The organism is Fibrobacter sp. UWB1 (assembly GCF_002210325.1).
GTDB lineage: Bacteria > Fibrobacterota > Fibrobacteria > Fibrobacterales > Fibrobacteraceae > Fibrobacter.
In genome coordinates this window covers 1-24,495 of sequence record NZ_MWQL01000029.1, presented here as the reverse complement: position 1 = coordinate 24,495, position 24,495 = coordinate 1, and the positions used below count along the sequence as shown (strand labels likewise).

The following is a 24,495-nucleotide window of genomic DNA, read 5'->3' as shown; positions in this document are numbered from 1 at the left end:
ATTCCAAGAAATCTCTTGGACCCGTCACTAAGCACATCTCCGATTCCTTCAATCTTCCCGGCGGCCTCGCGGGCCTCCGTTTCGCGTTCGTTTGGGTTTGAGCCCTCTCGTTCGCGGGTGAGGCCAATTATAGAACTTTACGCCGTGTCCGTCAAGGGGTTAAGGCAAAAAATTTTGTTTTTTTTCACTTTTTTCGCTAATGACTAGCTATAGTCTGCGTCGATCACTAGTTATCAACAATCTATAAACCAAAATTTTCCCTGAGCTACAATTCCACCGTCATTCCAGCGTGCATTTGTTCGGCGCGATCGCCCAGGACCTCGTGCAGGATTTCAAATGCGCGGTTTCCGGTGCAATGCCCTGTATAAATCTTCTGGACATCCAGTCCGCGCAGGCGCTCGGCAAAAGCGCGCACGACTTCATCTTTATAACGGAACAAGTGGAATCCGCCGAGAATCGCATAAATCTTTTTGCCGGGGAACGTCGCCTCGATTTCTTTTACGATATTATCTGCGCCACCATGGCTGCAGCTGTTCATGACAAACAAGCCCTTGGACGCATCGAATACGAGACTTTGTTCGTGATCGAAACTGTCGTAGCGGTACTTGCCGTTTTCCTTGACCGAAAGATGGGCACGCTCGCCAATCGCAGAGAGGCCCGGTGTCTTGTGCGGCACCAAGTACACATTCGGTGCAATCTGCATATCGCCTTCAGCAAAGCGGATGCGGTCTGCGAAACGCTTTAAAAAGCCCTTGTGAATTCCAATGTATTCGTGATAAGTAAACCGACCAAGCAATTTGTGCGCATGGTAGCAGTTTTCGCCCGCACCCTTGCGCAAGTAAAAAGGAGCAATCTTGTTCAGCGCAAAGAACCTGGCCATGCCATCGCTATGGTCAAAATGCGCGTGACTCAAAATGCCCATGTCGATCTTCGAAAGGTCCACGCCCATTACGCCCGCGTTTTTTGCAAACAAGTGCGACGCTCCCGTATCGAGCAGATAACGCTTGCCTTCGAATTCCACGTACACCGACAAGCCCCATTCGCCAAAGAGCTTGCGGGGGCCACAGCAACTAGCGATGTTATCGATTAGAACTCGAATTTTCATATTGCAAAAGCCGGATTATTCACAGTCGAGGCAAGTCCATTCAATGACGCCATCGCAGCCGTCTTTAGTGCCGGAAAGGCGTTCGCAGGTATAGCTTTCGATGTCGATCAGGAACCCGAGTTCGCCCGCGTTCTTGGTGCAGCACCCGTCGCAATCGCTATCGGCACACTTGTCGTAAACCACGGCATCGATCGTGTAGCCACCCTTGCGGAGTCTAAAGGTTTTTAATTTATATGTATTCCAATCTTTTTCGTGAATGGCGATAATGTTATGTTCACTGACCCATTCTTCGGTCTGCTGGTCTTCGAGGCCCGCAAACCAGCCCGCCCAAGTGCAGCCATTATAGTCTTCACATTCTTCGCTGCCGGGTTCCGGCCAAGAAGTATACCATGTAAGGGCAGCCCTATTCCATACGGTGTCAGCCGAAGATTCGCTAGATTCGATTTCGGCACTTGATTCTGGTGCAGATTCAGAACTACTTGATTCCTGAACAACTTCGGAACTACTAGATGCAACATCGGAAATACTGGACTCTTGGGCAGAAGAGCTTTCCGGTGCTGGCGAACTAGAATTATCGTCACTGCATGCGGCGAGCAAAGCAAGCGCAAGAATTGCACTTCCTAAATAAAATTTCATTAAGCCTCCTTTTTGCCCAAGCGCTCTTTAAAGTAGTTTTCCGTCGCTAAAGGCGTTGCCTACGCGGCGTTCCATTACATAGTAACCGTGGCCTGCGGAATCGTAGCACACCGGCGCGAGCTTTTCGACCGAGAGTTTTCCGTTCTCATCGAGGACCGATTCATCGGCGGTCACGTTCACGATTTCGCCAAGTAAAAGTTCGGATTCCTCGTTGTAGCTTATGAACTTGCATTCCAATGCGAGCGGGAGTTCTGCAATCAGCGGGGCATCGACATGAGCACTCCTGATAGAGGTGAGTCCAGAATGTGCGAACTTGTCGGCGACCTTATTGCCCGACGTAATTCCCAGGTAATCGATGGCCTTGATGTTCTTTGCCGTCGCCATGCTCACGGTAAACGCCTTGCGGGCCAAAATATTCGGCATGGTCTTATGGCTGTGCGCCACGTAAATGGCAACCTGGTTTGTATCGCTAATGGAGCCCCAAGCGGCCACCATGGCATTCGTAGAACCGTCTTCGTTATACGTCGCAATCACCAAGGTAGGCTGCGGGTACAAGTAAGCTTTAACACCGAGATCTTTACGCATTGTTTACTCCTTTTAAGTTCTTGATTTACAAGATATAAAAATTTTCTGATTTCATCGCTATTTTTCTCTATAACACAAAGTGTGTTATTTAGAATCAAAAACTTGAATTAACCGACTAAAAATCAGTGATTTTCGTAAAATTCAGCGATTTTTGTGTTATAAAAACATTGACTTTTGCAACTGCAGAATCTAGTTTTATAGATATGAAGTCGGTCCTCGAATACAGAGATTACCACGCATTTATGCAGGATTACTACGATTCCCGCAAAAAAAGCGGAGCATTTTCGTGGCGTGAATTCAGCAAGAATGCCGGTTTTTCGTCTTCAAACTACCTGAAACTGGTTTGCATGGGCAAAAGCAAACTGAGCAAGGTCAAAACAGCCCAAGTTGCCAAAGCCATGGGGTTGATTGGTCACGAAGCCGAATACTTTGAACAACTCGTTATTTTCGGAAATGCCATAAAGGATAGCGTCAAAAAAACAGCTTTCTTGGAAATGTCAAGGATTGCCCAAGAGCACAAGGTTCGCGTTATCGATAGCGATGCATTCCTGTACTACGAATCCTGGAAATACCCCGTCATTCGTGAACTTGCCCCCATGATGCCCGACGCTCAGCCACGAAAAATCGCCGACGAATGCAAAGAGTATGTTTCGGCTGAAGAGGTCCGCGACATTCTCGCTTTCTTAGTGAAAGCAGGATTCCTCAAGAAAGACGGCAATAAAATTTATTCGCAAACCGAAAAAGCTGTTATCGGTTCGCCAGAAGCCCTCCCGATTGCCATTCGCGAAATGCACAAGGAAATGGGCAGCATGGCCGTGCGTGCAGTAGACCGATACAACGCAAGCGAGCGCTACTTTACTGGAATGACGATCGGTGTTAACGAAGAAACCTATTCACGAATTGTTGACGAAATCAACATTTGCGCCAAGAAGATTGCCGCCATTGCAAATGAAAGCGATAACTTAAACCAAGTCTACGGACTGAATCTTCAACTTTTCCCTTTCACAAATAAGATTGAAGGAGAAAGCCATGCTTAACATTAAACAAAATTTCTACATGGCGGGAGCAATTGCCCTTATTGCGCTGGCCGCCTGTTCCTCTGACAGCCCTACCACTGCGGGCTCCACGACTATTCCGAATGCGACCGCCGAAGTCAGCAGTTCTTCGAACGTCACATCCTCAAGTTCGTCTGATGCAATCATCAATGGGCAAGACATCGTTTTCACAACAACAGCAACCGCAAAAAAGGCTATCCCCCAAGGAGAAATCACCATCTATGGTTTGGAAAATGGTGCACAAGCATCATGTTCTATCGGTAAAAATGCCAAAACAAAATCATACACAGCAAAAATTAGCATCATTAACGGGAACGCCATGGAGAGCACTCTCTCTCTGCGAAACTTCGGTGATACCTGTAAGGATCTCCTGAAATCATTCAAAGAGTCCTGCTCTTCAGGCGTGGCATATGCAGCCCCCGATGCAGAATGTAATCAAAGAGGGGACCTAAAAATATTCTGTAACGCCTCCAAGACCAATTCCGTAAGAATATGCAATGGTTCCGATGATAACTGCGCCACTGCAGAAGCAGACTCTACACTCAACTTCAACGATATCGTTGATGAATTCTCAAGACAAGCCGGCGCAATATGCGAGAGCATTGCAGATGGCTTTGACACTGCCACATACAACCCGCAGACATCGAATTCCGACAGCAGCCTAGAGGTAATCGAAGATTCCCTTCCCACTTTACCCGTGGCAGCAGACGTTCCCGTATTTCAGAACCTCCTCGCTCCTTTTACAGCCAACAACGAAAAGGTTCTCCAATTCGACAGACACGTAATCGCATATAATACGGCTCTTTCTCCCAGTTGCGAAAACATCATGGTTTCATACGACGAAAATGAAATGATTATTCCCGTGAAACCCATCTCCGGCGAAGCCATTGCCGAATGTTTCCCCAAAACAGCACCGGTTCTAGAAGAGAACCATCTGACTGAAGACGGAAAGACAAAATTTTACGCCGTAATCACCAGTATGGGCGAATCTCCGCAGGTTCTAGTTTTGAACAAATTTACAGGCGAAGAAATCAACATCTATGTGGTGTATCCCGGGAACAACTGTTTCCTTAACGCAACCGGTTCCATTGTCATGTACCTAGTCGCCGACACCGAAAATACCGCCATAAATAAAAACATAATTATAACCGGCAAAGAACTCCGTAGCGAATCATGGAATTGCGACGAAAAGGGAAATTTCCCTGACAATGTCAAGCCTTACGGCGAATGGTACCGAACTGATTTAGCCCTTTAACTACCTAGAGCCATCCCTCAGTCTGAACGCCACGCAGGCGATGTCGACGACACGCGGCAGGCTCATTTCGCGGCTCATGCCCTGCGGCAAGTTTCGGAAGCCCACGTTCTGAATTTTTTCGTAAAGCTTCTGGATAGTCGCAGCAACAGAATCACCAGCGGCAGAGGCATCGGACGATTCCGAATTACTGGCCGCGTTCTGCAACAGATTCAAAAGCACAAAGCCCGCCCCCAGGCGCTGCTGCTTGTCGACAAGCGTGTTGAGGCGAGAGGTGTCGGACACCAGGAACCCGATTTGCAACAAAGTATCGCCCGCGAGTTTCACCTTGACCTGGCGCTCGACCGGCGAGGTGGGGCGCACCGATTTTTGCAAGGGTTGCATGTAGCCTACAAACGGGCGCGCGCTTGAAGACGCGACTGTAGACTGTTGCGATTCCGGCGACTGCGAAGACTTTGCGCATTCGGCCTTGTAGTTTGCCATGATGACGATGTTGTCGGCAAGGTCGAGGTAGTCGCCGCAAGCACCTGCCACTAGAATAAAACTGTAGCCCTGCGCCGAAATTTCGCGGATGCGGTCAGTCAAGGGAATCAAAGGTTCGCGGTCATCGCCCAGGAGCTTGCGCACGCGGACATCGCGGATCAAAAAATTCACCGCGGACGAATCTTCGTCGATCAAGAAAGTGCCAGCCCCCGCTTCCATAGCCTCGAGCAAGTTCGCGGCTTCGCTTGTTGAGCCCGACGCCGAAAGCGTATTGAAATTCTTGGTGGATACGCCGCCCGGCAAGTCTCGCACAAACATCGACAAGTCTGTGCCACGCACGCTGCGGCCGTCTTCGACGCCCACGCGGAGTGCAGATTCATCAATCACGATTCCTTCGCGGCCATCACCCGGAATATGCGGGTAGACCGCGCGGGTCAAGGCCTGCAGCAAAGTCGACTTTCCATGGAAGGCGCCACCGGTAATCACGGTGATTCCCTTCGGGACTGCCATGCCGCGGATACTGCGCCCGCACACGTTCAAAGTCACCGCCATCTGTTCGGGAGCGGTAAACGGCACCGCGCCCTCGAGCGGCAATTCGCTCAAGCCCGATGCTCGCGGAAGCACAGCGCCATCGGGCACGAATGCACACAGCCCGCGGGCTTCTAGCTCGGCCAGAATCTCCTTGCGTTCGGCAAGTACGCGGTAATAATCTTGCAAGGCAGCCTCGTCGGACTTGCTGTAATAAAGCCCTGCCGACACCAAGTCCGGCATAACCATTGTCAAGATTTCGGCAGCGGTTTCGGCCTGGATCTTGCGGCCCTCGCCCGGGAGCCTTACCTGCAGGCAAGCCCGGAGTTCGCCGTTGTCAATCCACAGGGAATTTCGCACCAGCATCTCGGGTCCAGCCGTATCGAATACGATTGCGGCGTCTTTCTCCGGATACTTTTCTTTAACCAGTCGCGAAAGCTTGCGGTGCAAGAAATCGCTTAGCGCCAGGCGACGCTCAAAGGTACCGCCCCATTCGCCCGCATAACCGAGCATCGAAAGATTCGCCTTGATCACGACTCTAGAGGCCGGTGCATACGGGTCGCCCTGCACATGCAGGAATTCCAGCGCAAAGTCGCCAAAATCCCAGGGTTTATCTGCCAGAGACTTGTACAGACCGTAATTTTTGCCGTTTAAAGTGCGAATTTTCTGGTAAAGGGCTTTCATGCGATTGAAGATAGAAATTAGTAGAAGTTGGTAGAGCTTAGTTGGTAGAACTTAGAGAAAAGAGCATATTCCTAAGATCTAAGTTCTAAGCTCTAAGCTCTTTTTTGCCTTATTTTCCCCAGGTATCCAAACTTTTTCATAAAAAAAAATTAAATTCCTTGAAAACTTTATATTTTTAGAACAAACAAACAGGAGAAATCCATGAAAAAGCTTTACGTTTTTGCGCTTTTGGTCGCATTCCTCTTTACCGCTGCCGTCGCTGACGACGATCCACCTCCGCGCGGTAAGGCCGCAACCATCACCATCATCACCAACCCGCCTAACAGCGACGTGTTCCTCGGTGGCGAACCCCTCGGCAAGAGCCCGATCGAAAACGTGAGCGTCAAGTCTGGCCGCCAGACTCTCGTGGTGATCGACCAGGGTTACGAACTGGTGAACCAGCGCGTGAACATTTGGCCGGGCAACGACAAGCGCAATGTGTTCGACTTCGGCACCAAGATTCCTAAGGGTGCTATCAAGGTGACCACCATTCCGGGCAAGTGCCTCATCTACATCGACGGTGACAACGCCGACAAGACCGACGGTGCCGCACTCACCATCAACAACCTCGATGCCGGTGACCACGTGATTCGCGCCGAATGCTCCAACCGCAAGTCTGCCGAAGCTCTCGTGACCGTGAAGGGCGAAGAAACTGTCGAAGTGACTCTCGACGCTTCCGGCAAGAAGAAGAAGAAGTAATTTCTCTCTCAGTGGTTTATGCCATCAGGCCTCCGACTCGAAGTCGGAGGCTATTTTATTTATATTTAATTGCAGATTCATTTCTGGAGTTTTCATGAAACGCCTTTTATTGCTCGCAGTATCTGCACTGCTTTTGTGTTCTTGCGCAAACAAGTCCATGACTCGTTACGAAACGCTCGCCCCCGTCCTTAAAAAAGAAGGTTTCGAGGGCACGATTGCAAAAATCGAAAAGAAAAAAGAAGACCTTTACGGCGAGAAGAGTGCCTTCCTTTACCATTTTGACGAGGGAATGCTCTACCATTACGCCGGCAAGAACCAGGAAAGCATCAAGCACTTTGCACAGGCCGAACAGATTTACGAAGACCTGTACACCAAGTCGGTTACTAACGAAGCCGCGGCGATTGTCACCAACGACAACATTCGCCCCTACCGCGCACGCCCCTTCGAAGTACTGATGATGTACCAGTACCAGATTTTGAACTACCTCGCCATCGGTGATTTAGATGGTGCCTTAGTCGAAGTCCGCAGGGCGCAAATCGCCTCCGAAGCACTTTACCAGAAAGACAAGGAAAAGGTGAACGACAACGGCTGGCTGCGTTACCTGAGCGCCATCGTTTACGATATGGCCGGCGAAGAAGACGATGCCGCCATCGCCTACCTGAAGGCTGCCAAGGCATTTGAAGAGGGCAACGTGAAGATGCCCAAGGAAGTCTGGGAATACATCAATGAAAGCCTCACCAAAATGGACCGCGCAGACGACCTGAAGAGTCTCAAGACCGAAGCGCTCGCGAGCACGCCCAAGGCAACGGCCGCCCGCACCAAGGGCCAAGAAATCATCGTGGTGGGTTACGCTGGCCACAGCCCCATTTTGGGCGAAATGTACCTGTCAGGCACCTATGTGAGCGGCACCGCCATGAACCTCACCTATAAAGACGGCAAGACCGGAAAAATCAATACGTTTACCGTTTTCGCACCCCCTGTTGCAGGTGCCGGCAGCAATACATTCCATGTCGGGTTCGCCCTTCCCGAAAAGAAGGAATTGCCCCAGCGCACAAGCATGTTCAGCGTAAATCTGGACGGAACCATGCGCGTCTCGCCCGAAAAGGTGGCCAATATTGATTCCGAACTCGAGCAGAACATGAAAGACGAGAACGCGACCACCGCGGTCCGAACCATTACCCGCGTAGTGCTCCGCACCATCGCCGCCCAAAAGGCCAAGTCGGCAACCAACACGGGCAACGGGATCTTCGACCTCGTGAAAAACATCGCCGTAGACGTGGGCCAGAGCCAGTTGGAACAGGCAGACCTGCGTATCGGTCTATTCATGCCCAACACCATCAACGTGACCCGCATTCCGGTCGATGCCGGAGACCACGAGGTGACCATTTCAGCTCTGGATGCTCAGGGAAGAGTCATCGGGGACTACAAGTTGGGCAAAATTAAGGTCGGTAAAGGGCAGAAAAAAATTGTCGTCGTTCCCTCGATTGACTGATTTTAGTATTTTATGAAAAAATAACATCCGCTTTTTGAAATAATAATGTAGTTTCAAAGGCAAAGTTTAAGGAGCAAATATGAACTTAAAAGCTTTAGTCGCTGCTGGCGCTTTGCTCGCCACCCAGTCCTTCGCCATTGTGGGCGTCGGCTTCCACTATGCCCCTGGTTTTGGCACCAAGATGAAGTCTGCCGAACCGGCTCCTATCGCCAACAACATTAATCTGAGCCACGACGGCTTCGACGGCATGATGCAGGGCTTCGGCTTCAAGGCATGGATTGACCTCCTCCCGGTGATCGACATCGAAGCTACCTTGAATATCCAGTTCGGCTCCTACGACGCATCTCTTTGGGTCGATAATCCGGCAGACGGAACCGTCAACGAAATTCCTCTCGAAATTGAACTGGGCGGCACCCCGTTCGGCAAGGCAAACCCGAAGTTTGTCGCCATGACCGGTGACCTCTCCATCACCTACCCCATTACGACTTTGCCTATCATTCGACCCTACATCGGTGGCGGTCTTTCTTACCACCTGAACAGCTTTGTCTTGAACCAGAAGTTCGCTTCTAGCTTTATTCAGCCGAGCACCTTCGACGAAGTCGCAGCAATTGTGCTTGACCAGACTATGGACAACGACGCCAAGTCCCAGGCTCTCCAGGCCAAGGGTCAGGAAATGAAAGCCCAAATCCAGGACAAGGCTCTTGACGAAGGCCTGAACACCAGCATCGGTGGTCACATCTTGGTGGGCCTCCGTGCCAAGCTCCCGATTATCCCGATTGCCGCTTACGGCAACTTCAAGTACTACATCGGCGGTGACTATCCGAGTGAAGTGGATCCCGGTAACATGACCGTTGAATTGGGTGTCGGACTCGCAATTTAATCATAATCCCAGGTAAAATAAATGACGACTGAAAACACAAGCACGACCAAGATTCTTATCATCGAAGACGAAATCGCCATTGCCGAAGGCCTGATCGACCTTTGCAAGCTGAATGGCTACAACGTTAAGCATTGCGCCGACGGCGAAAGCGGCCTTGCCGAAGCCCTCTCCAAGCAGTACAACCTGGTTCTTCTGGACTTGATGCTCCCTGGCATGGACGGCTTTACCGTCTGTGACAAAATCCGCGAACAGGACAAGAGTCTCCCGATTATCATTCTTTCCGCAAAGAACGCCGATGACGATATCATCAACGGTCTCAAGTACGGTGCAGACGACTACATTCCGAAGCCGTTCTCCGTCCCGATGCTTTTGGCCCGTATTGACGCCGTGCTCCGTCGCAGCCGTCAGACCATGGAAAACGAAGGCAAGCTCGTCGCTGGCAGCCTGCGCGTGAACTTCCGCGAATACACCGGCACCCGCGGTACCGAAGAGCTCGCCTTTACCCGTAAGGAAATCGAAATCCTTGAATACCTGTGGCGCAACCGTGACCACGCCGTTCCGCGTTCCGAACTGCTCCGCAAGGTCTGGGGTTACGAAAACGCTGATTCTGTAGACACCCGTACCGTGGACATCCACATTACCAAGCTCCGCAAGAAAATCGAAGACGATCCTTCGCATCCGAAACTCTTGGTCACCTTCCGTGGAGAAGGCTACCAGATGCGTTCTGCACCTGAATGCGACAAGTAAAAGCTAAAGTAGCTTCGGCTCTAACGTACTTTAAAAAACACCAGGCAATCATCATGGAACGCCTGGTGTTTATTTCCATTTTCTTGGTCATCGCAATTCCTCTGACCATCTTGTTCATCAAGACTTACGAGCAATCCACGGCACTCGAAGAAAAGAAGGTGGAAGAACGCATTGACTCTGCCTACGAGAGCCTTCGACTCAGACTGTCTTCGGACTTCAACCTGGAAAACAGCCGTTCCTACAAGGACTACGGCATTTTGAACTCGATTACCGTGATTGGCGGCAACAGCCGACTCTTCTCGGAATTCTTCTCGTTCCCGGATTCCAGCGGACCGTACTGCGACTTCGACTCGCTGTACCGCCAGTGCCGCAAGGGCCTGCTCGGACACTTCCAGATTTCGCACAGCGGCGAACTCCTGACGCCGTTCTACCCCGACACCAGTACCGGTATCGGCAAATCCATGTGGGACAACTTCTCGTTCGACGACCAGGAACAACGTAAAAAGACGCGCGACCTGATCCAGTACTTGCTCATAAAGCTCGACATTCGAAACGGGCTTCCCAAGCGCACTGTGCAGACGGTGGACTCTACCGAAGCGATTGACCAGCTTTACGACGAGATTCCGGACTTGCAGATTCCCACCCGCGTGGAACTCACGTCTGAAGAAGAAGCCCTGACTTACATGGCCGAAACTGCCAAGAACGATACGACCCTCACGCCAGACATTCCCGTATTTACCGGTAGCAACACGAACGTCAACATTAGCGACTTAAAGATCCGCATGACGTCGGACTACATCGTGTTCTTCCGTACGATTTATATCGGCATGCTCCCGATTGTGCAGGGCTTTGTCGTCGACAAGAACATCTACCTGAACTACATGACCCAGGAAGAACAGATTGCGTATGCCAAGTTGCCTTACGCCATCGAGCTTGTTTACGAAGACAACGTGCTCTTGACCATCGGCAAGAAGAACGCCGAATACGAACTGAGGACCAAGCGCCCGCTGCCACCGCCCTACGACAAGATTCTGTTCAAGATGTACTCCAGCGAAATCAGCGGATCTGCAGACTTGACAATCCTGTTTAGCGGCCTGATTCTCTTGATCGTGATTGCGGTATGCCTGATTACCATTTACCGCTTTACGCAGAGCAAGGTGGCCCTTGCCGCCAAGCGTCAGGACTTTGTGTCGGCCATTACGCACGAACTCAAGACTCCGCTTACCGCTATCAAGATGTACGCCGAACTATTGCAGAATTCCTGGGTGGCAAGCGAAGAAAAGAAGCAGCGTTATTATGGCCAGATTGCAAGCGAAGCGGACAGACTTTCGCGCCTGATCCAAAACGTGCTTAATTTGTCTAAACTCGATGGCAACCGCTGGAACGTACAGCTGCGCAAGGAACGCCCGAAGGCCGTGCTTGACGACTTTGTGGCGACCTACAGCAAGAACATCGAAAAGCAAGGGTTTGAGCTTACGGTTTCGACCGATACGGATGCCGACAACGTGGCGCTCCTGATCGACCGCGACGCCGTGATGCAGATTCTGATGAACCTAGTGGACAACTCGCTCAAATTCTCGAAGAACGCAAGCTACAAGATGATCAGCATCGAGCTGCGCGTGAACAACGGCGACATGTACCTTGCCGTACGCGACTACGGCCCGGGCATTCCGGCTTCCGAAATGAAGAAGGTGTTCCAGGAATTCTACCGCGTAGAAAACGAAATGACTCGTTCTACAAGCGGAACGGGTATCGGCCTTTCGATGGTGAAGAAACTCTGCACGCTCACCAACATGAAGATCGAAATCGAAAACGCGGGTCCTGGTCTGCGCACCAAGATTCACTTCCCGCCGCTCGACATCTATTAATTCCACAATTTGAACATTATTTAACAAGCTTTGTAAAATTCGCCCCGGATTTAAGTCCGGGGCGTTTTAAGTAACAATTATCTAAAGAAAATATTTCATCGCGGCGATGCAATTTTTAGTATTTTTTAGGACGCCAAAATACATTCTTATGGCAAACCGAGGAGCATGTCATGACTCAAGAAGACATTCTTAATAATCCGGAAAAGTACGACCTTTCCATCGAAACCGTTGGCAAGGGAACTTTAAAATCGCCCATGAAGGGCGTTCCGTTTGTTTCGGAGTCTGACCGAGTAAGCCTTACGGCCGACATTGGCCGAATCCAGAAATTCTGCGAATGCGGAAAGGCGATTCCGTCGCTCGAAGCGGCCGGCCCTCGCGAAACGATTTTCCACGACCCCGCCTGGACCCGCGCAGGCATCGTGACTTGCGGCGGCCTCTGCCCCGGTCTTAACAACGTGATCAAGGGTCTTGTTCAGGTACTGTGGTTCGACTACGGCGTCAGAAACATTTTCGGCATTCCGTACGGCTACCGCGGTTTGAACCCGGCCTACGGATATTCCCCGATGATCCTGAACCCCGACGTGGTAGACGCCATTCAGGAAGACGGCGGTACCATTCTCGGGAGCTCCCGCGGAAACCAGGACGCCAAGGTCATGGTCGACACCTTGATGCGCCTCAACATTAACGTGCTGTTCTGCATTGGCGGTGACGGCACGCTCCGCGGCGCCCACGACATTGCCGAAGAAATCAAGAAGCGTCACCAGCCCATTTCGGTGATCGGCATTCCGAAGACTATCGACAACGACTTGAATTTGATTGACCGCACCTTCGGTTTCGAAACCGCCGTGCTCAGCGCCACCGACGTGATTACCAGCGCCCACAACGAAGCCAACGGAGCCTTTAACGGCCTTGGTCTCGTGAAGCTCATGGGCCGCGACTCCGGCTTTATTGCCGCCTACGCCGCACTCGCCACGACGGTCGTAAACATTTGCCTGGTACCCGAAGTACCCTTTACGCTCGACGGACTCTTCAAGGCACTCGAAAGCCGCTACAGCAGCGGCAAGACGCATGCCGTGATCGTTGTTGCCGAAGGCGCCGGACAGGAACTGTTCAAGGACCAACCCGAACGCAAGGACGCGAGCGGAAACATCTTGAAAAACGATATTGGTGAATTCCTGACACGCAAAATCAAGGAACATTTCGACAAGGTCGGCAAGGAAATAAACATCAAGTACTTTGACCCGAGCTACATGGTCCGTAGCATTCCGGCCCAAGGTACCGATGCCATTTTCTGCTTCCAGCTCGCCGAAGCCGCCGTACACGCCGGCATGGCCGGCAAGACCGACATGGTCGTCGGCAGCATGAACAACGCATTCTCGCACGTTCCAATCGAATACGCCGTCAGCGAACGCAAGAAGATCAACCCGAACGGAGTGCTCTGGCACGCCGTTCTCGGCATCACGCGCCAGCAGGACTACTTCTCCGGTAAGGGGAAGGGGAAGTAACCCTTCGCGCATTCCTGACCCCGGCACCTCACGCCGAAGTCACGGAATTTGATGCTTGGACAAAAAAAGAGGAAACAAAAAGCAATGCTAAAGCAAGAAGACAAGGTGTTAATCCGCACTGCACTCATGGAATATCGCTATCTTTTATTCAAGACTTACCACGGTACCGACGACGAAAAGTCGCGGATCGCCCAATTGAATAAAGTACTGCAAAATTGGCGAGTGTAGTTTCTGTTAAGGGGAAAATGAAAAAAATCCTGGTCACATTGCTGATGTCTGTTGCAAGCGTCGTATGCCTTGCAAACGAAGACCTGCGCATTGCCGATTCCTGCTATAACGCCCGTGCAGAACATGCCATTGGCGACAAAGCGAATCCCAAGAACGCAAGGCTCATGATCGACAGCTACCGCAAAGCCATGAACGACGTCTCCGTCGAAGAAAAGGCTACCGAAGGCTACGTGAAGAGCTTGTTCTTCGCATTCCGCTTTGTGCATTTCGAAAAGCACCAGCGCAAGGCAAAACTCGACAGCCTAAAGACTATCAGCGAATCCGCCTACCAGAAGTTCCCGAAGAACAGGGAAATCGCCCACGTATACGCAAGCGCCCTTTCGATGTGGGGCAACGAGCGCGGTGCCCTCACCTCGGTCAAGGAAGGCGTGGCTACCACCGTGCGCGATGTGGCCATTATGGCCGAAGACTACCAGGTGCTGGGGCGTGCCCACTTCGTGCTGCCCTACGTGCCGCTGGTGCTTTCATGGCCCGACAAGAAACTTGCCGACAAGTACTTGAGCCTCGCACTCGAAAAGAACCCGCGCGACTTGTACAACTATTACTTTTTGGCAGAACTGCGCTTTGACCAGAAGCGTTACGCCGACGCGCTGAACATTATTGACCGCGGCCTTTCGCGCGGAATCCGCACCAACTTTTTCCTTGAAGACAAGCGTGGCCGCTGGCACCTGAAAGAACTCCAGAAACAAATCAACGCCAAACTCGACAAGAAATAAGCTAAATCCTTTAGCGAAATATATAACGCAAGAAGGCCGCACCCCCAAAGGTGCGGTCTTCTTTTTGCCGAGAGAGTTTCTTTGTTCTAATACAGGGACCTAGAGGCCCAAGTCAAGCGCGTTTGCCTTGCCGCGGCGCACACCCCACAGGAAGTCCTGCGTGCGGTCTACCACGGTCTTGCTGCCGACCTTGATGCGGTACGCAAGTCTTGCAATGTACACGCCGGTCGATACCAATCTGCCGTTCTTGGCGCGCATGTTCCAGGCGAGGAACAGCTTGCCGTTGTTTTCGAGGCAGGTGCCCTGGCCATGATTTTTGAACACGTCGTCATTGCAAGTAATCACGTTAGAGTAGCTGTTCACAAATTCACCGAGGCTAGAGTAGTAGGTCGCTTCGTAGCGAAGTTCCGTACTCTGGGCCACTGCCTCTACGATTTCCTGAATGTCCCTTTCGCTTCCGCTGTTGTACTTGCTGACATTCTTGGAATCGATCATGTGATTCTTGTAGGCGTCGACAATGACCGGGTCAAGGTCGAATTTCTTCTTGGCGTCGTCAATCGACATCTGGCCCGCATCGACGGCGGCGATAATCTGTTCGATCGAGTAAGACTGCGTGGCGCCGGTTGCCTGGTCGACGACAATCACCTTGTCTTCGAAATTCTGGACGGCGTTCTTGATGCCTTCGATTTCGTTTTCGACCAGTTCGGCCATGTTCAGGTCACCCAAGAAATGCCCCTGCGTGCCGTAAGCGGCTGCGGCCTGTTCTGCGTTGAGAATCGAGGGATCCTGAATCACCTTCGGCACGGTTGCAGATTCGCTCGTGATAATCGTCTTTGCACTGTCGTAAGAGGCTGAACCAGGGTCAACCTTCACGACACCCGGGCTGGTCACATTCACCTTCTGTTCGCCGGTAATGCGTACCCACGGGTTGTTTGCGTGCGGCCCTACATTCATCATGTCCAGAGCGAAAGCGGCGCTCATTGTCGGAGCGAAACGCACGGAGTCGCCCACGGCCGGAATAAAGTCGTTATCGTTTCCCTTCGGGAAGATGAGCGTCCACTGGTTCGGAGCAGTCGCAGAGATATCACTTGCAGACTTGACGGCGGTGCTCATGATTCCGTTATTCCATATATGGAAATTAAAGATGTCAGAAGTCTTTTCCTTGTTCTGAATGGCTTCGCTGAAACTGAGTTCGAGCTGCGTGTTGCCATCCTTCATGTAAGAAACTTCAGCCTTGGTGACGATAGGTCCGATCTGGTCTTGCAGCGCGCCATCTGCCGGGAACACGGAGCGCTTGCCGTTGTCGGTATAGGTGTACCAGACCTTCACAAGGCCGGTGTACACCTTACCGGTGGAATCACCCGTAAAGATTGCGCTGTTGAAGCCGCTGCCATTTGCAACGATAGAAGCTTCGTTAGAACCCTCCCTGTAAATAGCCTTGTAGGCGTTGCTGAATCTTGCGTTCTTGGCAGAATTGAAGATGAACTTGACAGAGTCGAGCGCATTCTTGCCACCGAGCGTGCCATCAAACTTCATCCAGATACTGTCGCCGCGGCCATCGCCGTCGCGGTCAAAGATTTGCGCAAGCTCGATCTGCGGTACCGGCGGCAGCTGGAAGTTGATGCTGTTCCAGATTGCAGTGTTACCCGAAGCCTGGCCCTTCACATACAGGGCGCCACCCCAAAGTTCGCCGACAGCCTTCACGTAGAACGAACCCTTGCCGTTTACGAGCTTGACTTCGGTAATCGGGTTACCCAGCGAGTCGCAAGGAATCAAGGCGGCATCGTTGGTGGTCGGGTAAACGATATTGTCGTTGGCCCAGTCTTCGGCATATTGCACATAGACCTTGTAAGACTGACCCACCCACATCACAACATTCTTGTTCATGTTGAGCGGCAAGGAATCGCTACGAACAGTAGAACCGAGGACCTTGCCAGTGGAGTCGGTGTACACGATGTTCGGCAACGCGTAGGCGCCCACCACAAAGTACACGTCCTTGTACTGGGTGTTGTCGGAACGCAGCGTTACGCGCAGGTAGTACGTGCCCGGAGCAAGTCCGCGGTTATCCTTGATGGATTCCTTGTCAATCCTGAAGGAATCGAATTCCTTGTTCACGGTAATACCGCCGAACCACATGCCGGCCGTATCGAGTTCTACACCGTTAGAGGGCAGGTTACCGCCGAACAGCGTAAAGATGGAAGAACCGCGTTCCAGCGTGAGTTCCTTTCCGCCTTCGGTAAAGTCGCAGGCGAGCTTGTTCTTGCGGATCTTCTGCCAGACTTCCCTGTCGATCACGGACGGGTCGTTGGTCGGGTTCTTGAGCATAATGCTTGCTTCGGTCTTCAAGTCGATCGAAGTGTGCATACGGAAGTTCGAAGAACTGGTATGGCGTTCAGCGTAGAAAATATGGAAGGGATAGGTTTCACCCGGAGTAAGGCCGAGGGTATCCAGATCCACGGCACCGCGCACCTGTGCGTGTTGGCCGCCAATGTCCACCACCAGCTTGTTGTTAATGAACACCCACACGTCGTCATCACCCAGGAAGTCGAAGTACTGGCCCGGAATGTATTCAAACGTGGCGTGTACCTTCATGGTAAAGCCGAAGTTGTGACGCTTGTTGTCGCTACCGCCAGTCAACTGGTCGAAATAGGGGTTCGGAATGGTACCGGCTTCGTCGAGGTACTGGAAGTCGTCGAGCAGGAACATGCCGCCCCTGTTGGCTTCGTTACCCTTGGAAATTGCATCCTTCGAAATTTCGGCCAGCCAGAAGCCCTCTTTATCCATAGAGATGTAGAGGTCGCGGCAAGTCATGTTGGTGAGCTTGTTGCCCTGGGCATCGACTGCCAAGGATTCCGGCACAAACCAGTAGGCCAAATGATCGGTAATCGTACACTTTTCGGGGAACGGAGTTGCCGGAACCGGGACGCCGTTCGGACCGAGCTGGGTGTCGACCATGCCAAGCATGGGGCTACCGCTACAGCCACCGGAACCGAAGTCTGCGCTAATGCCGTATTCAGGGTTTCCGTTACCGCGGACGCCATCGCCCTTGCTGCCATGCAGCCAGTCGAACATCATGACCGGAAGTTTCTTGACCGGGCAGTCACCCAGAATGCCGGCAGGGTGTTCCGCGTAAACGCCGGGTTCGCCTTCCTGGTTGCCCTTGACCCAAACGGTATCGCTGAGGGCGGCCACGGAGTCGAGCTTGATTTCAGTTGCAATGGTGGGTTCAGTAGCCGTAAGACCATTCGCACCGACAAAATTGCCGCCGATGGTCTGCTTAAAATAAACCCCAAAGTTTTCGGCGGGGACCTTGACAGCCGCAATAAACCATCCGCAGTAGTTGTCCAGCGGAATCATGGCAGTCGGGGCGCCATCCACGTACACTTGCGCGTTGGTGTTGGTCCAAGGCGTAAAGAAGGCGACAACCTTCATGCCTTCGCCAACGGTGACATCGCCACCCGGATTGTCTCCTCCCGGGTTGCCCGGATTGTCGCCGCCCGGAATGCCCGGATTAACGCCGGGGCCAGTGGGAGTACGGCCACTGGTGAACGACCAGGTACCATCGTTCAAAATGGTGATTCTTGCCTGCTGCGAAGTCGGGTACAAGTCGCTAAAGGAAATGCCCTCCGGGACTAAAAGGGTCTGGCAGTCGACATCGCTAAAGACATACAAGTCGTAATTAGGCAAGGTCCTGCGACTATCAATATTGAATCGTTGATCCCGCTGAAGGCTAGAGCATTCCTTGACCCAAGAACCTTCTACATTGTTGTAAATAGCGTAATAAAGTTCACCTTCGTGAGTAGCTGTAAGCGTATACGTCGCCGCGAAAGTCACGGGGACAAGCAAAGCGAGCAACTGAGTTGCTCTCTTGAATAAATTACACCTCATCCACATCTCCTAGGGCCATAGGCCTAACTGTACGTACTTTTTACAATATTGTATTGTAGAAATAAATTTTTTTTTCAAAAAAATCAACTGGACGAGAACGGAAAAGAGTTAATTCTGCTTAACAATCGTGTAAAGGGCGTGTTTTGGGGACAAAATTCCCGAAAAAGACAGCGTTTTTTTTTGAGAACAAAAAAACGCCCTTTCGGGCGTTTTCCAAAAAATTTGCGATTTTAGCCTAAATTCCGAGGTCGATAGCGTTCACCTGGCCGCGGCGCACACCCCACAGGAAGTCCTGGGTGCGGTCGGTAATGACCTTGGTGTTCACCTTGATACGGAACTTGAGGCGGGCGATGTAGACACCCGTGGCTGCCAGCCGGCCGCTATCCGAACGCATGTTCCAGGCCAAGAAGAGCCTGCCCTCGTTTTCGAGGCAGTTCTTGGAACCGTTTGCCTTGAAGATGTCATCGTTACAGGTAATGATGCCGGAATGGCTGTTCACGTAGTGACCGAGGCTAGAATAGTAGATCGCTTCGTAACGCAATTCGGTCTTGTCGGCGACAGAGCTTACGATCTTCTGGACATCGGCCGGAGTGCCGCTCTGGTAGTTCTTCAGGTTTTCCTTGTTCAAAAGGCCGTTTTCGTAGGCGTCCACGATTACCGAGTTCAAGCCGAACTTCTTCTGGGCATCCTTGATCGACATTTCGCCGGATTCCACCTTGGCGATAACTTCTTCGATGGTGTAGGTGCGCGGAATTGTACCTTCCTTTTCGGCGGCCTTGGCTTCGTCCTTGTTGACGAGCTTGCCGTTGTCCGGATTCTGGACAGCCTTCACGATTTCGGCGATTTCGTTTTCCACGAGTTCGGCCATGTCGAGGTCGCCCAGGTAATGGCCCTGCGTGCCGTACTGTGCAGCCACCTGTTCGGCGGTAGGCACCGTTTCACCACCCACCAACTTGGGCACGGTCGCCTCTTCGCTACGGATAATGGCGCGGGCGCTGTCGAAGGCTTCAGATTCTGTCGAGAGGCTTACCACCTTCGGGCTGGTTACCGTCACCTTCTGTTCGCCGGTAATGCGAATCCAGGGGTTCAGTTCGTGCGGGCCGACCCCCACAAGGTCAAGCGCCATGCCGAGCTGAGACGGCGGCATAAAGCGCACGGAGTCTCCCACGGCGGGCACCACGTCGGTATCGAGGCCCTTCGGGAAAATCAACTTCCACGCGTTTTCGGGAGTGGTCAAGATATCGCTTGCGCTCTTGACGGCGCTGTCTTGCACGTTGTTTTTCCAGCAGTGGAAGCGGAAGAATTCGGTGTTTGCATCGGTGCCGTTAACGCCTTCGCTAAATTCAAGGGCAAGTTGTGTGTTGCCGTCCTTAAGGTACGAGACTTCGGCAGCGACAATGACAGGGCCGACCTGATCGGTGAGCGAGCCGTCTACCGGGAATATGGAAGGCTTGCCGTCATCGCCCGTATAGGTGTACCAGATGTTGACCAGGCTGAACAAGTCGCTAGAGTTCGTCCTGCGTCCGGTAAAGATGGACGGTTCAAAACCAGTCCCTTCGGCGGAAAGTGAAATGGAAATATCACCGACCTTGTATTTGCTGATCTTGTAGGCGACCTTGGTCTTCTTGTAGTCTTCGTTTTCTTCTTGGAAGATATACTTGACAGAGTCGATGACCGTGCGGTTGTCGATAGCCTTGTTCAGCTTGATCCAAATGCTGTCGGCGCGGCCATCGCCGGTGCGGTCGTAAATGTAGGCGGCCTCGATTTGCGGAACCGGGGGTACGGCAATATTGATCTTGGTCCAGTGAATTTCCTTATTCTTGGCGCCGGCAGTAGTCAGGGTAAGCACGCCGTCGACCACTTCGTCGGTCGCCTTTACAAAGAAGTTTGCGCGGCCTTCCATCAACACGATTTCGGTAATGGGCTTGCCAGTAGAATCGCAAATGGTCAGGTTCGGAGTCGAGGCCTTGACTTGCACCGCGATACCGCTGTAAATGGAGGCCCATTCTTCGGCGTACATGATGTGCACGGGGTAAGAGCGGCCAGCCCACATCTTTTCGGTCTTGTCGAGGTTAATAGGCAAGGTATCGCTAGACACGTCGCGGCTGAGTTCGTTACCGAAGGCGCTCCAGTATTCCGTAAAGTGAATCGTATCTTGCGTATCGAAGTCTACGATAAAGTAGGTGGAATCCTTGACGCTTGCAAACGCGAGGTTCGGCAGTTCGTAAGGTTCAATGGTAAACGGAATATCCTTGTAGTCATCCGGATTGCTCTTGAGGCGAACGCGAACATAGTAGTTTCCCGGCGGCAGGGCTTGCGCCTTCGTGATCGCCTTGGTATCGATGGTGATCATGGTGAAGTCGTTTGTCACGGTAATGCCGCTGTAGTAAGCGGAATCGAGTGTCTTGAGGGCGACGCCGTTCTTGTCGAGGCTCTTGCCGTAAAGGGTGAAGTTAGACGGGCCACGTTCGGTGTGCTGCTTTTCGGGGCTTGTAGAGAAGTCGCAAGCGAGAACCGTTTCGCGCACAATTTGCCATACTTCCTTGATAATCAACTTCGGGTCATCCGAAAGGTCGGTCAGGAACATGCTCGCTTCGGCCTTCAAGTCCATGGAGGTACGCATCTTGAAGTTCGATTCGTTGCGGTGACGTTCGGCGTAGAAGATGTGGAAGGAATACGTTTCGCCAGGAATTAACTTGTCTGCAGGATTGTTCTTGCCGATGGTGTCGAGTTTGACCTTGCCCTCGATCTGCGTATGCTGACCGCCGATGTCCACCACCAGCTTGTTGTTGATGAACACCCACACATCGTCGTCGCCCAGGAATTCAAAGTACTGGCCAGGCACGTATTCGAAGGTGGCCTGGATCTTCATGGTAAAGCCGTAGTTGTGCGTCCCATAGTCAGAGGAAATATTGTCGTACATGGGGTTCGGCACGGTACCGGCCGAATCGAGGAACTGGAAGTCGTCCAAGAAGAAAAGACCTCTTTCAGGGCTTTCCGTATTTTTCTGGCCGAACCAGAATCCGTCGTCGGTCAAGGAAAGTTCAAGGTCACGACAGGTGGCGTTGGTGTAGCTATTGCCGGCGGCATCGGTTGCGACAACTTCGGGCAAGAACCAGTTGCCGAGGTGTTCTGTAACTTTGCAGTTGCTCGGGAAGTTTGCAGCAGGAACAGGAACGCCGTTGGGGCCCAGTTCTCGTTCGACCATGCCCTTCATAATCTGGTGACCATTGTCGTTCTTGCATCCACCGGTACCGAAGTCCTGGCTTGTGGTGCCGGCCTGGGCCTTGGTGTTTTCTTCGTCGCTGCCATCGCCATGCAGCCAGTCGAACATCATGACCGGGAGCTTCTTGATGGGGCAGTCGCCGAGTTCGCCAGGGAATTCCGTATAGAGTTCCGGTTCGCTGTACTTGGAACCCACAATCCAGACGGTGTCGGAAATTTGCAGCAGGGAATCCAGTTTGATTTCCTGTTCCACGGGGATTTCTTCCTTGGAGGCGCCTTCGGCACCGATATGCAAGTCACCGATGGTTTGCTTGAAAGACACGTAGGCGTCTTTGGGGGTCAGTACGGCGCGGTATTCGAACCAGCCGCAGTAGGGACTACCCACCGGAGTGGTATAGTCGGCCTTGCCGTTCAGCATGATGACCACACCCGTATTGCTCCACGGAGCAAGGAAACGGATCGTCTTCTTGGCAGGTTCCACAATGACCGGTTTGGTCGTTGACTTTGTCAACGTGCCGTCGGGGTTAATCTGGAGCCAAACCTGGAACACCTGCTGGCTGTCTACGCCGTTCTTGTACTCGGGGAACAGTTCGGCGAGGAAGGGTTCGTGGCCTTCGTTCAAGTACGAGGCGCAGGTATCCTTGCCCTCGGCGCAGAAAGAGCCGAAACGCAACTGGCGCACGTCTTCTCTACCCTGTCGGTCGGAACCTTCAAGACGTTCCTGAGTGAAGCAGACTTTAAACGTACCGTCGTCTTCTTTGCTCAACTGCTTGTACTTGAAATTGGCTTCGTTATCGGCGTAGAAAAGGTTATTGCCATCGTAAATAACATGGGCTATGGCAACACAGTCCTGCGCAAATGTGTTAACAACTAAAAGGGTCAAGCATAATGCTAAACCCCGGAAAAAGTTTTTGCACTTCATCCGTTCTCTCCATAAATGTCCCACACACAAGACACAACCGGCATAAAAATAGGTTTTTTCGCAATACCTATCTGCAAATATTCCTTTACTAGGCGGTCTTTTTGCGAATTTTATAAGGTTTATTGAGAGAAGTTCAATAAAATCCACTAATTAAATACAAAAAGCGAGGCCTGCGGGGTATCAAAATCCTAATTTTTAGGAGGAATTTACAAATCAACAGGAGTTTTTTATGAATCGAGTTTATCTGGTCGCCTCCGCCAATATGGAAGCCAAAGTCAAGGAAGTCATGGACGCAGTTGCCGGTGCCGGCCTGATCGCTACCGCCTACAAGCCCTGCGTGAACGGGGCCGATGCCGTGAAGGAACTGAAGGCCCACAATTCCGCCGTGCTCATGGAAAAGATCGCGGCCGACTTCCTTTCGCAGGACTTTGATTCCGTAGACGCCGTGGTTGTCGAAGGTGCCCAGGGTATGAGCGACGTGATGGCCCAGAAGTACAACGACACGCTCGCAACCGCCCTCGATGCAAAGATTTATTCCGACAACGAAGACGCTGACCTGTTCTGCCCGAACCGCATTCTCTTCTGCCCCAAGTGCCTCGCCAAGGACTTGGCTGCCGAACCTGCCGAACGCAAGACTAGCCAGGCCATGTTCCGCGCAGGCCTTCTGTTGAAGGCATCCAAGGCCAAGAAGCGCATCGTGCTCCCTGAAGGTTCCGAACCGCGTACCGTGCAGGCCGCCAAGCTCGTGATCGACCGCGGCATTGCCGTGCCGGTGCTCATCGGCAAGAAGGACGAAATCTTTGCCGTCGCCAAGGAACAGGGTGTCGCCCTCCCTGCTGATATTGAAATTATTGAACCGTCTGCAGAACTTGCCGAAAAGTACGTGCCGACGCTTGTGGAACTCCGCAAGTCGAAGGGCATGACCGAAGACCAGGCCCGCGCAGCACTCGCAGATAACGTAATGCTCGGTACCATGATGCTCAAGATGGGCGAAGTGGACGGCCTTGTTTCTGGCGCTATCCACTCCACCGCCGACACCTTGCGCCCCGCCTTGCAGGTGATCAAGTGCGCTCCGGGCGTGAAGTCCGTGAGCTCCGTGTTCTTTATGTGCATGCCGGACAAGACTTACATTTACGGCGACTGCGCCATTAACCTGAACCCGACCGCCGAAGAACTCGCCGGCATTGCTCAGCAGTGCGACGACACCGCCAAGGCCTTCGGCCTCCCGAGCCGTGTCGCCTTGCTCAGCTACAGCACCATGAACAGCGGCAAGGGCCCGGATGCAGACCTCGTGCGCGAAGCCACCAAGATCGTGAAGGAAGCCCGCCCCGAAATGCTGGTGGATGGCCCGCTGCAGTACGACGCCGCGACCGTGCCGAGCGTCGGCTCCCTCAAGGCCCCGGGCAGCACCGTCGCCGGCAAGGCAACCGTGTTCGTGTTCCCGAGCCTCTCTGCAGGTAACATCGGTTACAAGGCGGTGCAGCGCAGTGCCCATGGCACGATTGCCATCGGCCCGATGTTGCAGGGTCTCGCAAAGCCGGTGAACGACCTTAGCCGCGGCGCCCTCGTGGAAGACATCGTTTACACGATTGCTTTGACCGCTGTCCAGGCGGGTTAATTAAAAATTTAATTTACATACAAAAGCAAGGACAACTCTATTGAGCGGTCCTTGTTTTTTCAGAATCCAATCAAAATTTAATCCCTTATGCAGCGGATAGACAAATAATCCCAGGTATCGTAGTACGTCATTGTCCGCGCCGTCAAAGTCTGCGTTTCAAAAAACACGCCATTCATAGTATAATCATCATCCGTTCCGCGGCTACTTGTCCATAGCAAAGCAACGTAGCCATCATTTTTCTTTCCGCCAAGGCCGTTACTAGCAATCCCCGAAACAGGTA

18 protein-coding genes are annotated in these 24,495 nt (G+C 52.3%); 11 read left to right on the top strand and 7 right to left on the bottom strand.

The window, feature by feature from the left end:
* Window positions 1-265: 265 nt before the first annotated feature.
* Genes B7988_RS14265 through B7988_RS14255 form a run of 3 tightly spaced genes read right to left on the bottom strand, consistent with a single transcriptional unit; the run spans window position 266 to window position 2,326 of the window.
* A complete protein-coding gene (locus tag B7988_RS14265) occupies window positions 266-1,105 on the bottom strand; it encodes an MBL fold metallo-hydrolase (RefSeq protein ID WP_088658407.1) in 840 nt (279 codons plus the stop codon).
* A 15-nt stretch (window positions 1,106-1,120) separates the two neighbouring features.
* On the bottom strand, window positions 1,121-1,741 hold the full coding sequence (locus tag B7988_RS14260) for a hypothetical protein (protein WP_249269021.1): 621 nt from the start codon (window positions 1,739-1,741) through the stop codon (window positions 1,121-1,123).
* 27 nt (window positions 1,742-1,768) lie between these two features.
* Window positions 1,769-2,326: a flavin reductase family protein gene (locus tag B7988_RS14255; RefSeq protein WP_088658406.1), complete on the bottom strand. Its 558-nt coding sequence runs from the start codon at window positions 2,324-2,326 to the stop codon at window positions 1,769-1,771.
* Between the two features lie 203 nt (window positions 2,327-2,529).
* Between B7988_RS14255 and B7988_RS14250 the strand changes: the two genes are divergently transcribed.
* Together B7988_RS14250 and B7988_RS14245 are read left to right on the top strand one after the other, a co-directional pair.
* On the top strand, window positions 2,530-3,363 hold the full coding sequence (locus B7988_RS14250; protein WP_088658405.1) for a TIGR02147 family protein: 834 nt from the start codon (window positions 2,530-2,532) through the stop codon (window positions 3,361-3,363).
* Window positions 3,356-4,636: a hypothetical protein gene (locus tag B7988_RS14245; protein WP_088658404.1), complete on the top strand. Its 1,281-nt coding sequence runs from the start codon at window positions 3,356-3,358 to the stop codon at window positions 4,634-4,636. Before B7988_RS14250 ends, B7988_RS14245 begins: the two co-directional genes overlap by 8 nt.
* On the opposite strand, the gene B7988_RS14240 is transcribed toward B7988_RS14245, so the two are convergent.
* On the bottom strand, window positions 4,637-6,328 hold the full coding sequence (locus tag B7988_RS14240; RefSeq protein ID WP_088658403.1) for an ABC-ATPase domain-containing protein: 1,692 nt from the start codon (window positions 6,326-6,328) through the stop codon (window positions 4,637-4,639).
* A gap of 201 nt (window positions 6,329-6,529) precedes the next feature.
* Between B7988_RS14240 and B7988_RS14235 the strand changes: the two genes are divergently transcribed.
* The 8 genes from B7988_RS14235 (at window position 6,530) to B7988_RS14205 (ending at window position 14,562) form a co-directional block, all read left to right on the top strand.
* Window positions 6,530-7,066 carry a PEGA domain-containing protein gene (locus B7988_RS14235; protein ID WP_073323648.1) on the top strand — a complete coding sequence of 179 codons (537 nt, stop codon included), beginning with the start codon at window positions 6,530-6,532 and terminating at the stop codon, window positions 7,064-7,066.
* 94 nt (window positions 7,067-7,160) lie between these two features.
* Window positions 7,161-8,558, top strand: coding sequence for a hypothetical protein (locus tag B7988_RS14230; protein ID WP_141225693.1), 1,398 nt, complete (start codon window positions 7,161-7,163; stop codon window positions 8,556-8,558).
* A 79-nt stretch (window positions 8,559-8,637) separates the two neighbouring features.
* Window positions 8,638-9,438, top strand: coding sequence for a hypothetical protein (locus B7988_RS14225; protein WP_073323652.1), 801 nt, complete (start codon window positions 8,638-8,640; stop codon window positions 9,436-9,438).
* A gap of 21 nt (window positions 9,439-9,459) precedes the next feature.
* A complete protein-coding gene (locus tag B7988_RS14220) occupies window positions 9,460-10,185 on the top strand; it encodes a response regulator transcription factor (RefSeq protein WP_073323654.1) in 726 nt (241 codons plus the stop codon).
* Between the two features lie 53 nt (window positions 10,186-10,238).
* Window positions 10,239-12,053: an ATP-binding protein gene (locus B7988_RS14215; RefSeq protein ID WP_249269020.1), complete on the top strand. Its 1,815-nt coding sequence runs from the start codon at window positions 10,239-10,241 to the stop codon at window positions 12,051-12,053.
* 170 nt (window positions 12,054-12,223) lie between these two features.
* Window positions 12,224-13,558 (top strand): ATP-dependent 6-phosphofructokinase, encoded by a 1,335-nt coding sequence (locus B7988_RS14210; RefSeq protein ID WP_073323658.1) that lies wholly within the window; start codon window positions 12,224-12,226, stop codon window positions 13,556-13,558.
* An 84-nt stretch (window positions 13,559-13,642) separates the two neighbouring features.
* The gene (locus B7988_RS15110) at window positions 13,643-13,786 is read left to right on the top strand and encodes a hypothetical protein (protein ID WP_158212933.1); all 144 of its coding nucleotides are present in this window, start codon (window positions 13,643-13,645) and stop codon (window positions 13,784-13,786) included.
* Window positions 13,787-13,803: 17 nt separating this feature from the next.
* Entirely contained in the window at window positions 13,804-14,562 is a 759-nt protein-coding gene (locus tag B7988_RS14205) for a hypothetical protein (protein ID WP_073323660.1), read from the top strand.
* A gap of 99 nt (window positions 14,563-14,661) precedes the next feature.
* Here the strand turns inward: B7988_RS14205 and B7988_RS14200 are convergent, their stop codons facing one another.
* Both B7988_RS14200 and B7988_RS14195 read right to left on the bottom strand, forming a co-directional pair.
* On the bottom strand, window positions 14,662-18,450 hold the full coding sequence (locus tag B7988_RS14200) for a fibro-slime domain-containing protein (RefSeq protein ID WP_170930675.1): 3,789 nt from the start codon (window positions 18,448-18,450) through the stop codon (window positions 14,662-14,664).
* A gap of 235 nt (window positions 18,451-18,685) precedes the next feature.
* On the bottom strand, window positions 18,686-22,558 hold the full coding sequence (locus B7988_RS14195) for a fibro-slime domain-containing protein (RefSeq protein WP_170930674.1): 3,873 nt from the start codon (window positions 22,556-22,558) through the stop codon (window positions 18,686-18,688).
* 268 nt (window positions 22,559-22,826) lie between these two features.
* Between B7988_RS14195 and pta the strand changes: the two genes are divergently transcribed.
* Window positions 22,827-24,215, top strand: a complete 1,389-nt coding sequence (gene pta / locus B7988_RS14190; RefSeq protein WP_088658398.1) for a phosphate acetyltransferase — start codon at window positions 22,827-22,829, stop codon at window positions 24,213-24,215.
* A gap of 77 nt (window positions 24,216-24,292) precedes the next feature.
* Here pta and B7988_RS15105 read toward each other — a convergent pair.
* On the bottom strand, window positions 24,293-24,495 hold a 203-nt coding region (locus B7988_RS15105), incomplete at its 5' end, for a hypothetical protein (RefSeq protein WP_170930673.1).

What these genes read in the sequence shown, in the direction of transcription:
- B7988_RS14265 (WP_088658407.1), bottom strand. Translation starts at nt 1,105, where the DNA reads ATGAAAATTCGAGTTCTAATCGATAACATCGCTAGTTGCTGTGGCCCC.
- B7988_RS14260 (WP_249269021.1), bottom strand. Translation starts at nt 1,741, where the DNA reads ATGAAATTTTATTTAGGAAGTGCAATTCTTGCGCTTGCTTTGCTCGCC.
- B7988_RS14255 (WP_088658406.1), bottom strand. Translation starts at nt 2,326, where the DNA reads ATGCGTAAAGATCTCGGTGTTAAAGCTTACTTGTACCCGCAGCCTACC.
- B7988_RS14250 (WP_088658405.1), top strand. Translation starts at nt 2,530, where the DNA reads ATGAAGTCGGTCCTCGAATACAGAGATTACCACGCATTTATGCAGGAT.
- B7988_RS14245 (WP_088658404.1), top strand. Translation starts at nt 3,356, where the DNA reads ATGCTTAACATTAAACAAAATTTCTACATGGCGGGAGCAATTGCCCTT.
- B7988_RS14240 (WP_088658403.1), bottom strand. Translation starts at nt 6,328, where the DNA reads ATGAAAGCCCTTTACCAGAAAATTCGCACTTTAAACGGCAAAAATTAC.
- B7988_RS14235 (WP_073323648.1), top strand. Translation starts at nt 6,530, where the DNA reads ATGAAAAAGCTTTACGTTTTTGCGCTTTTGGTCGCATTCCTCTTTACC.
- B7988_RS14230 (WP_141225693.1), top strand. Translation starts at nt 7,161, where the DNA reads ATGAAACGCCTTTTATTGCTCGCAGTATCTGCACTGCTTTTGTGTTCT.
- B7988_RS14225 (WP_073323652.1), top strand. Translation starts at nt 8,638, where the DNA reads ATGAACTTAAAAGCTTTAGTCGCTGCTGGCGCTTTGCTCGCCACCCAG.
- B7988_RS14220 (WP_073323654.1), top strand. Translation starts at nt 9,460, where the DNA reads ATGACGACTGAAAACACAAGCACGACCAAGATTCTTATCATCGAAGAC.
- B7988_RS14215 (WP_249269020.1), top strand. Translation starts at nt 10,239, where the DNA reads ATGGAACGCCTGGTGTTTATTTCCATTTTCTTGGTCATCGCAATTCCT.
- B7988_RS14210 (WP_073323658.1), top strand. Translation starts at nt 12,224, where the DNA reads ATGACTCAAGAAGACATTCTTAATAATCCGGAAAAGTACGACCTTTCC.
- B7988_RS15110 (WP_158212933.1), top strand. Translation starts at nt 13,643, where the DNA reads ATGCTAAAGCAAGAAGACAAGGTGTTAATCCGCACTGCACTCATGGAA.
- B7988_RS14205 (WP_073323660.1), top strand. Translation starts at nt 13,804, where the DNA reads ATGAAAAAAATCCTGGTCACATTGCTGATGTCTGTTGCAAGCGTCGTA.
- B7988_RS14200 (WP_170930675.1), bottom strand. Translation starts at nt 18,450, where the DNA reads ATGAGGTGTAATTTATTCAAGAGAGCAACTCAGTTGCTCGCTTTGCTT.
- pta (WP_088658398.1), top strand. Translation starts at nt 22,827, where the DNA reads ATGAATCGAGTTTATCTGGTCGCCTCCGCCAATATGGAAGCCAAAGTC.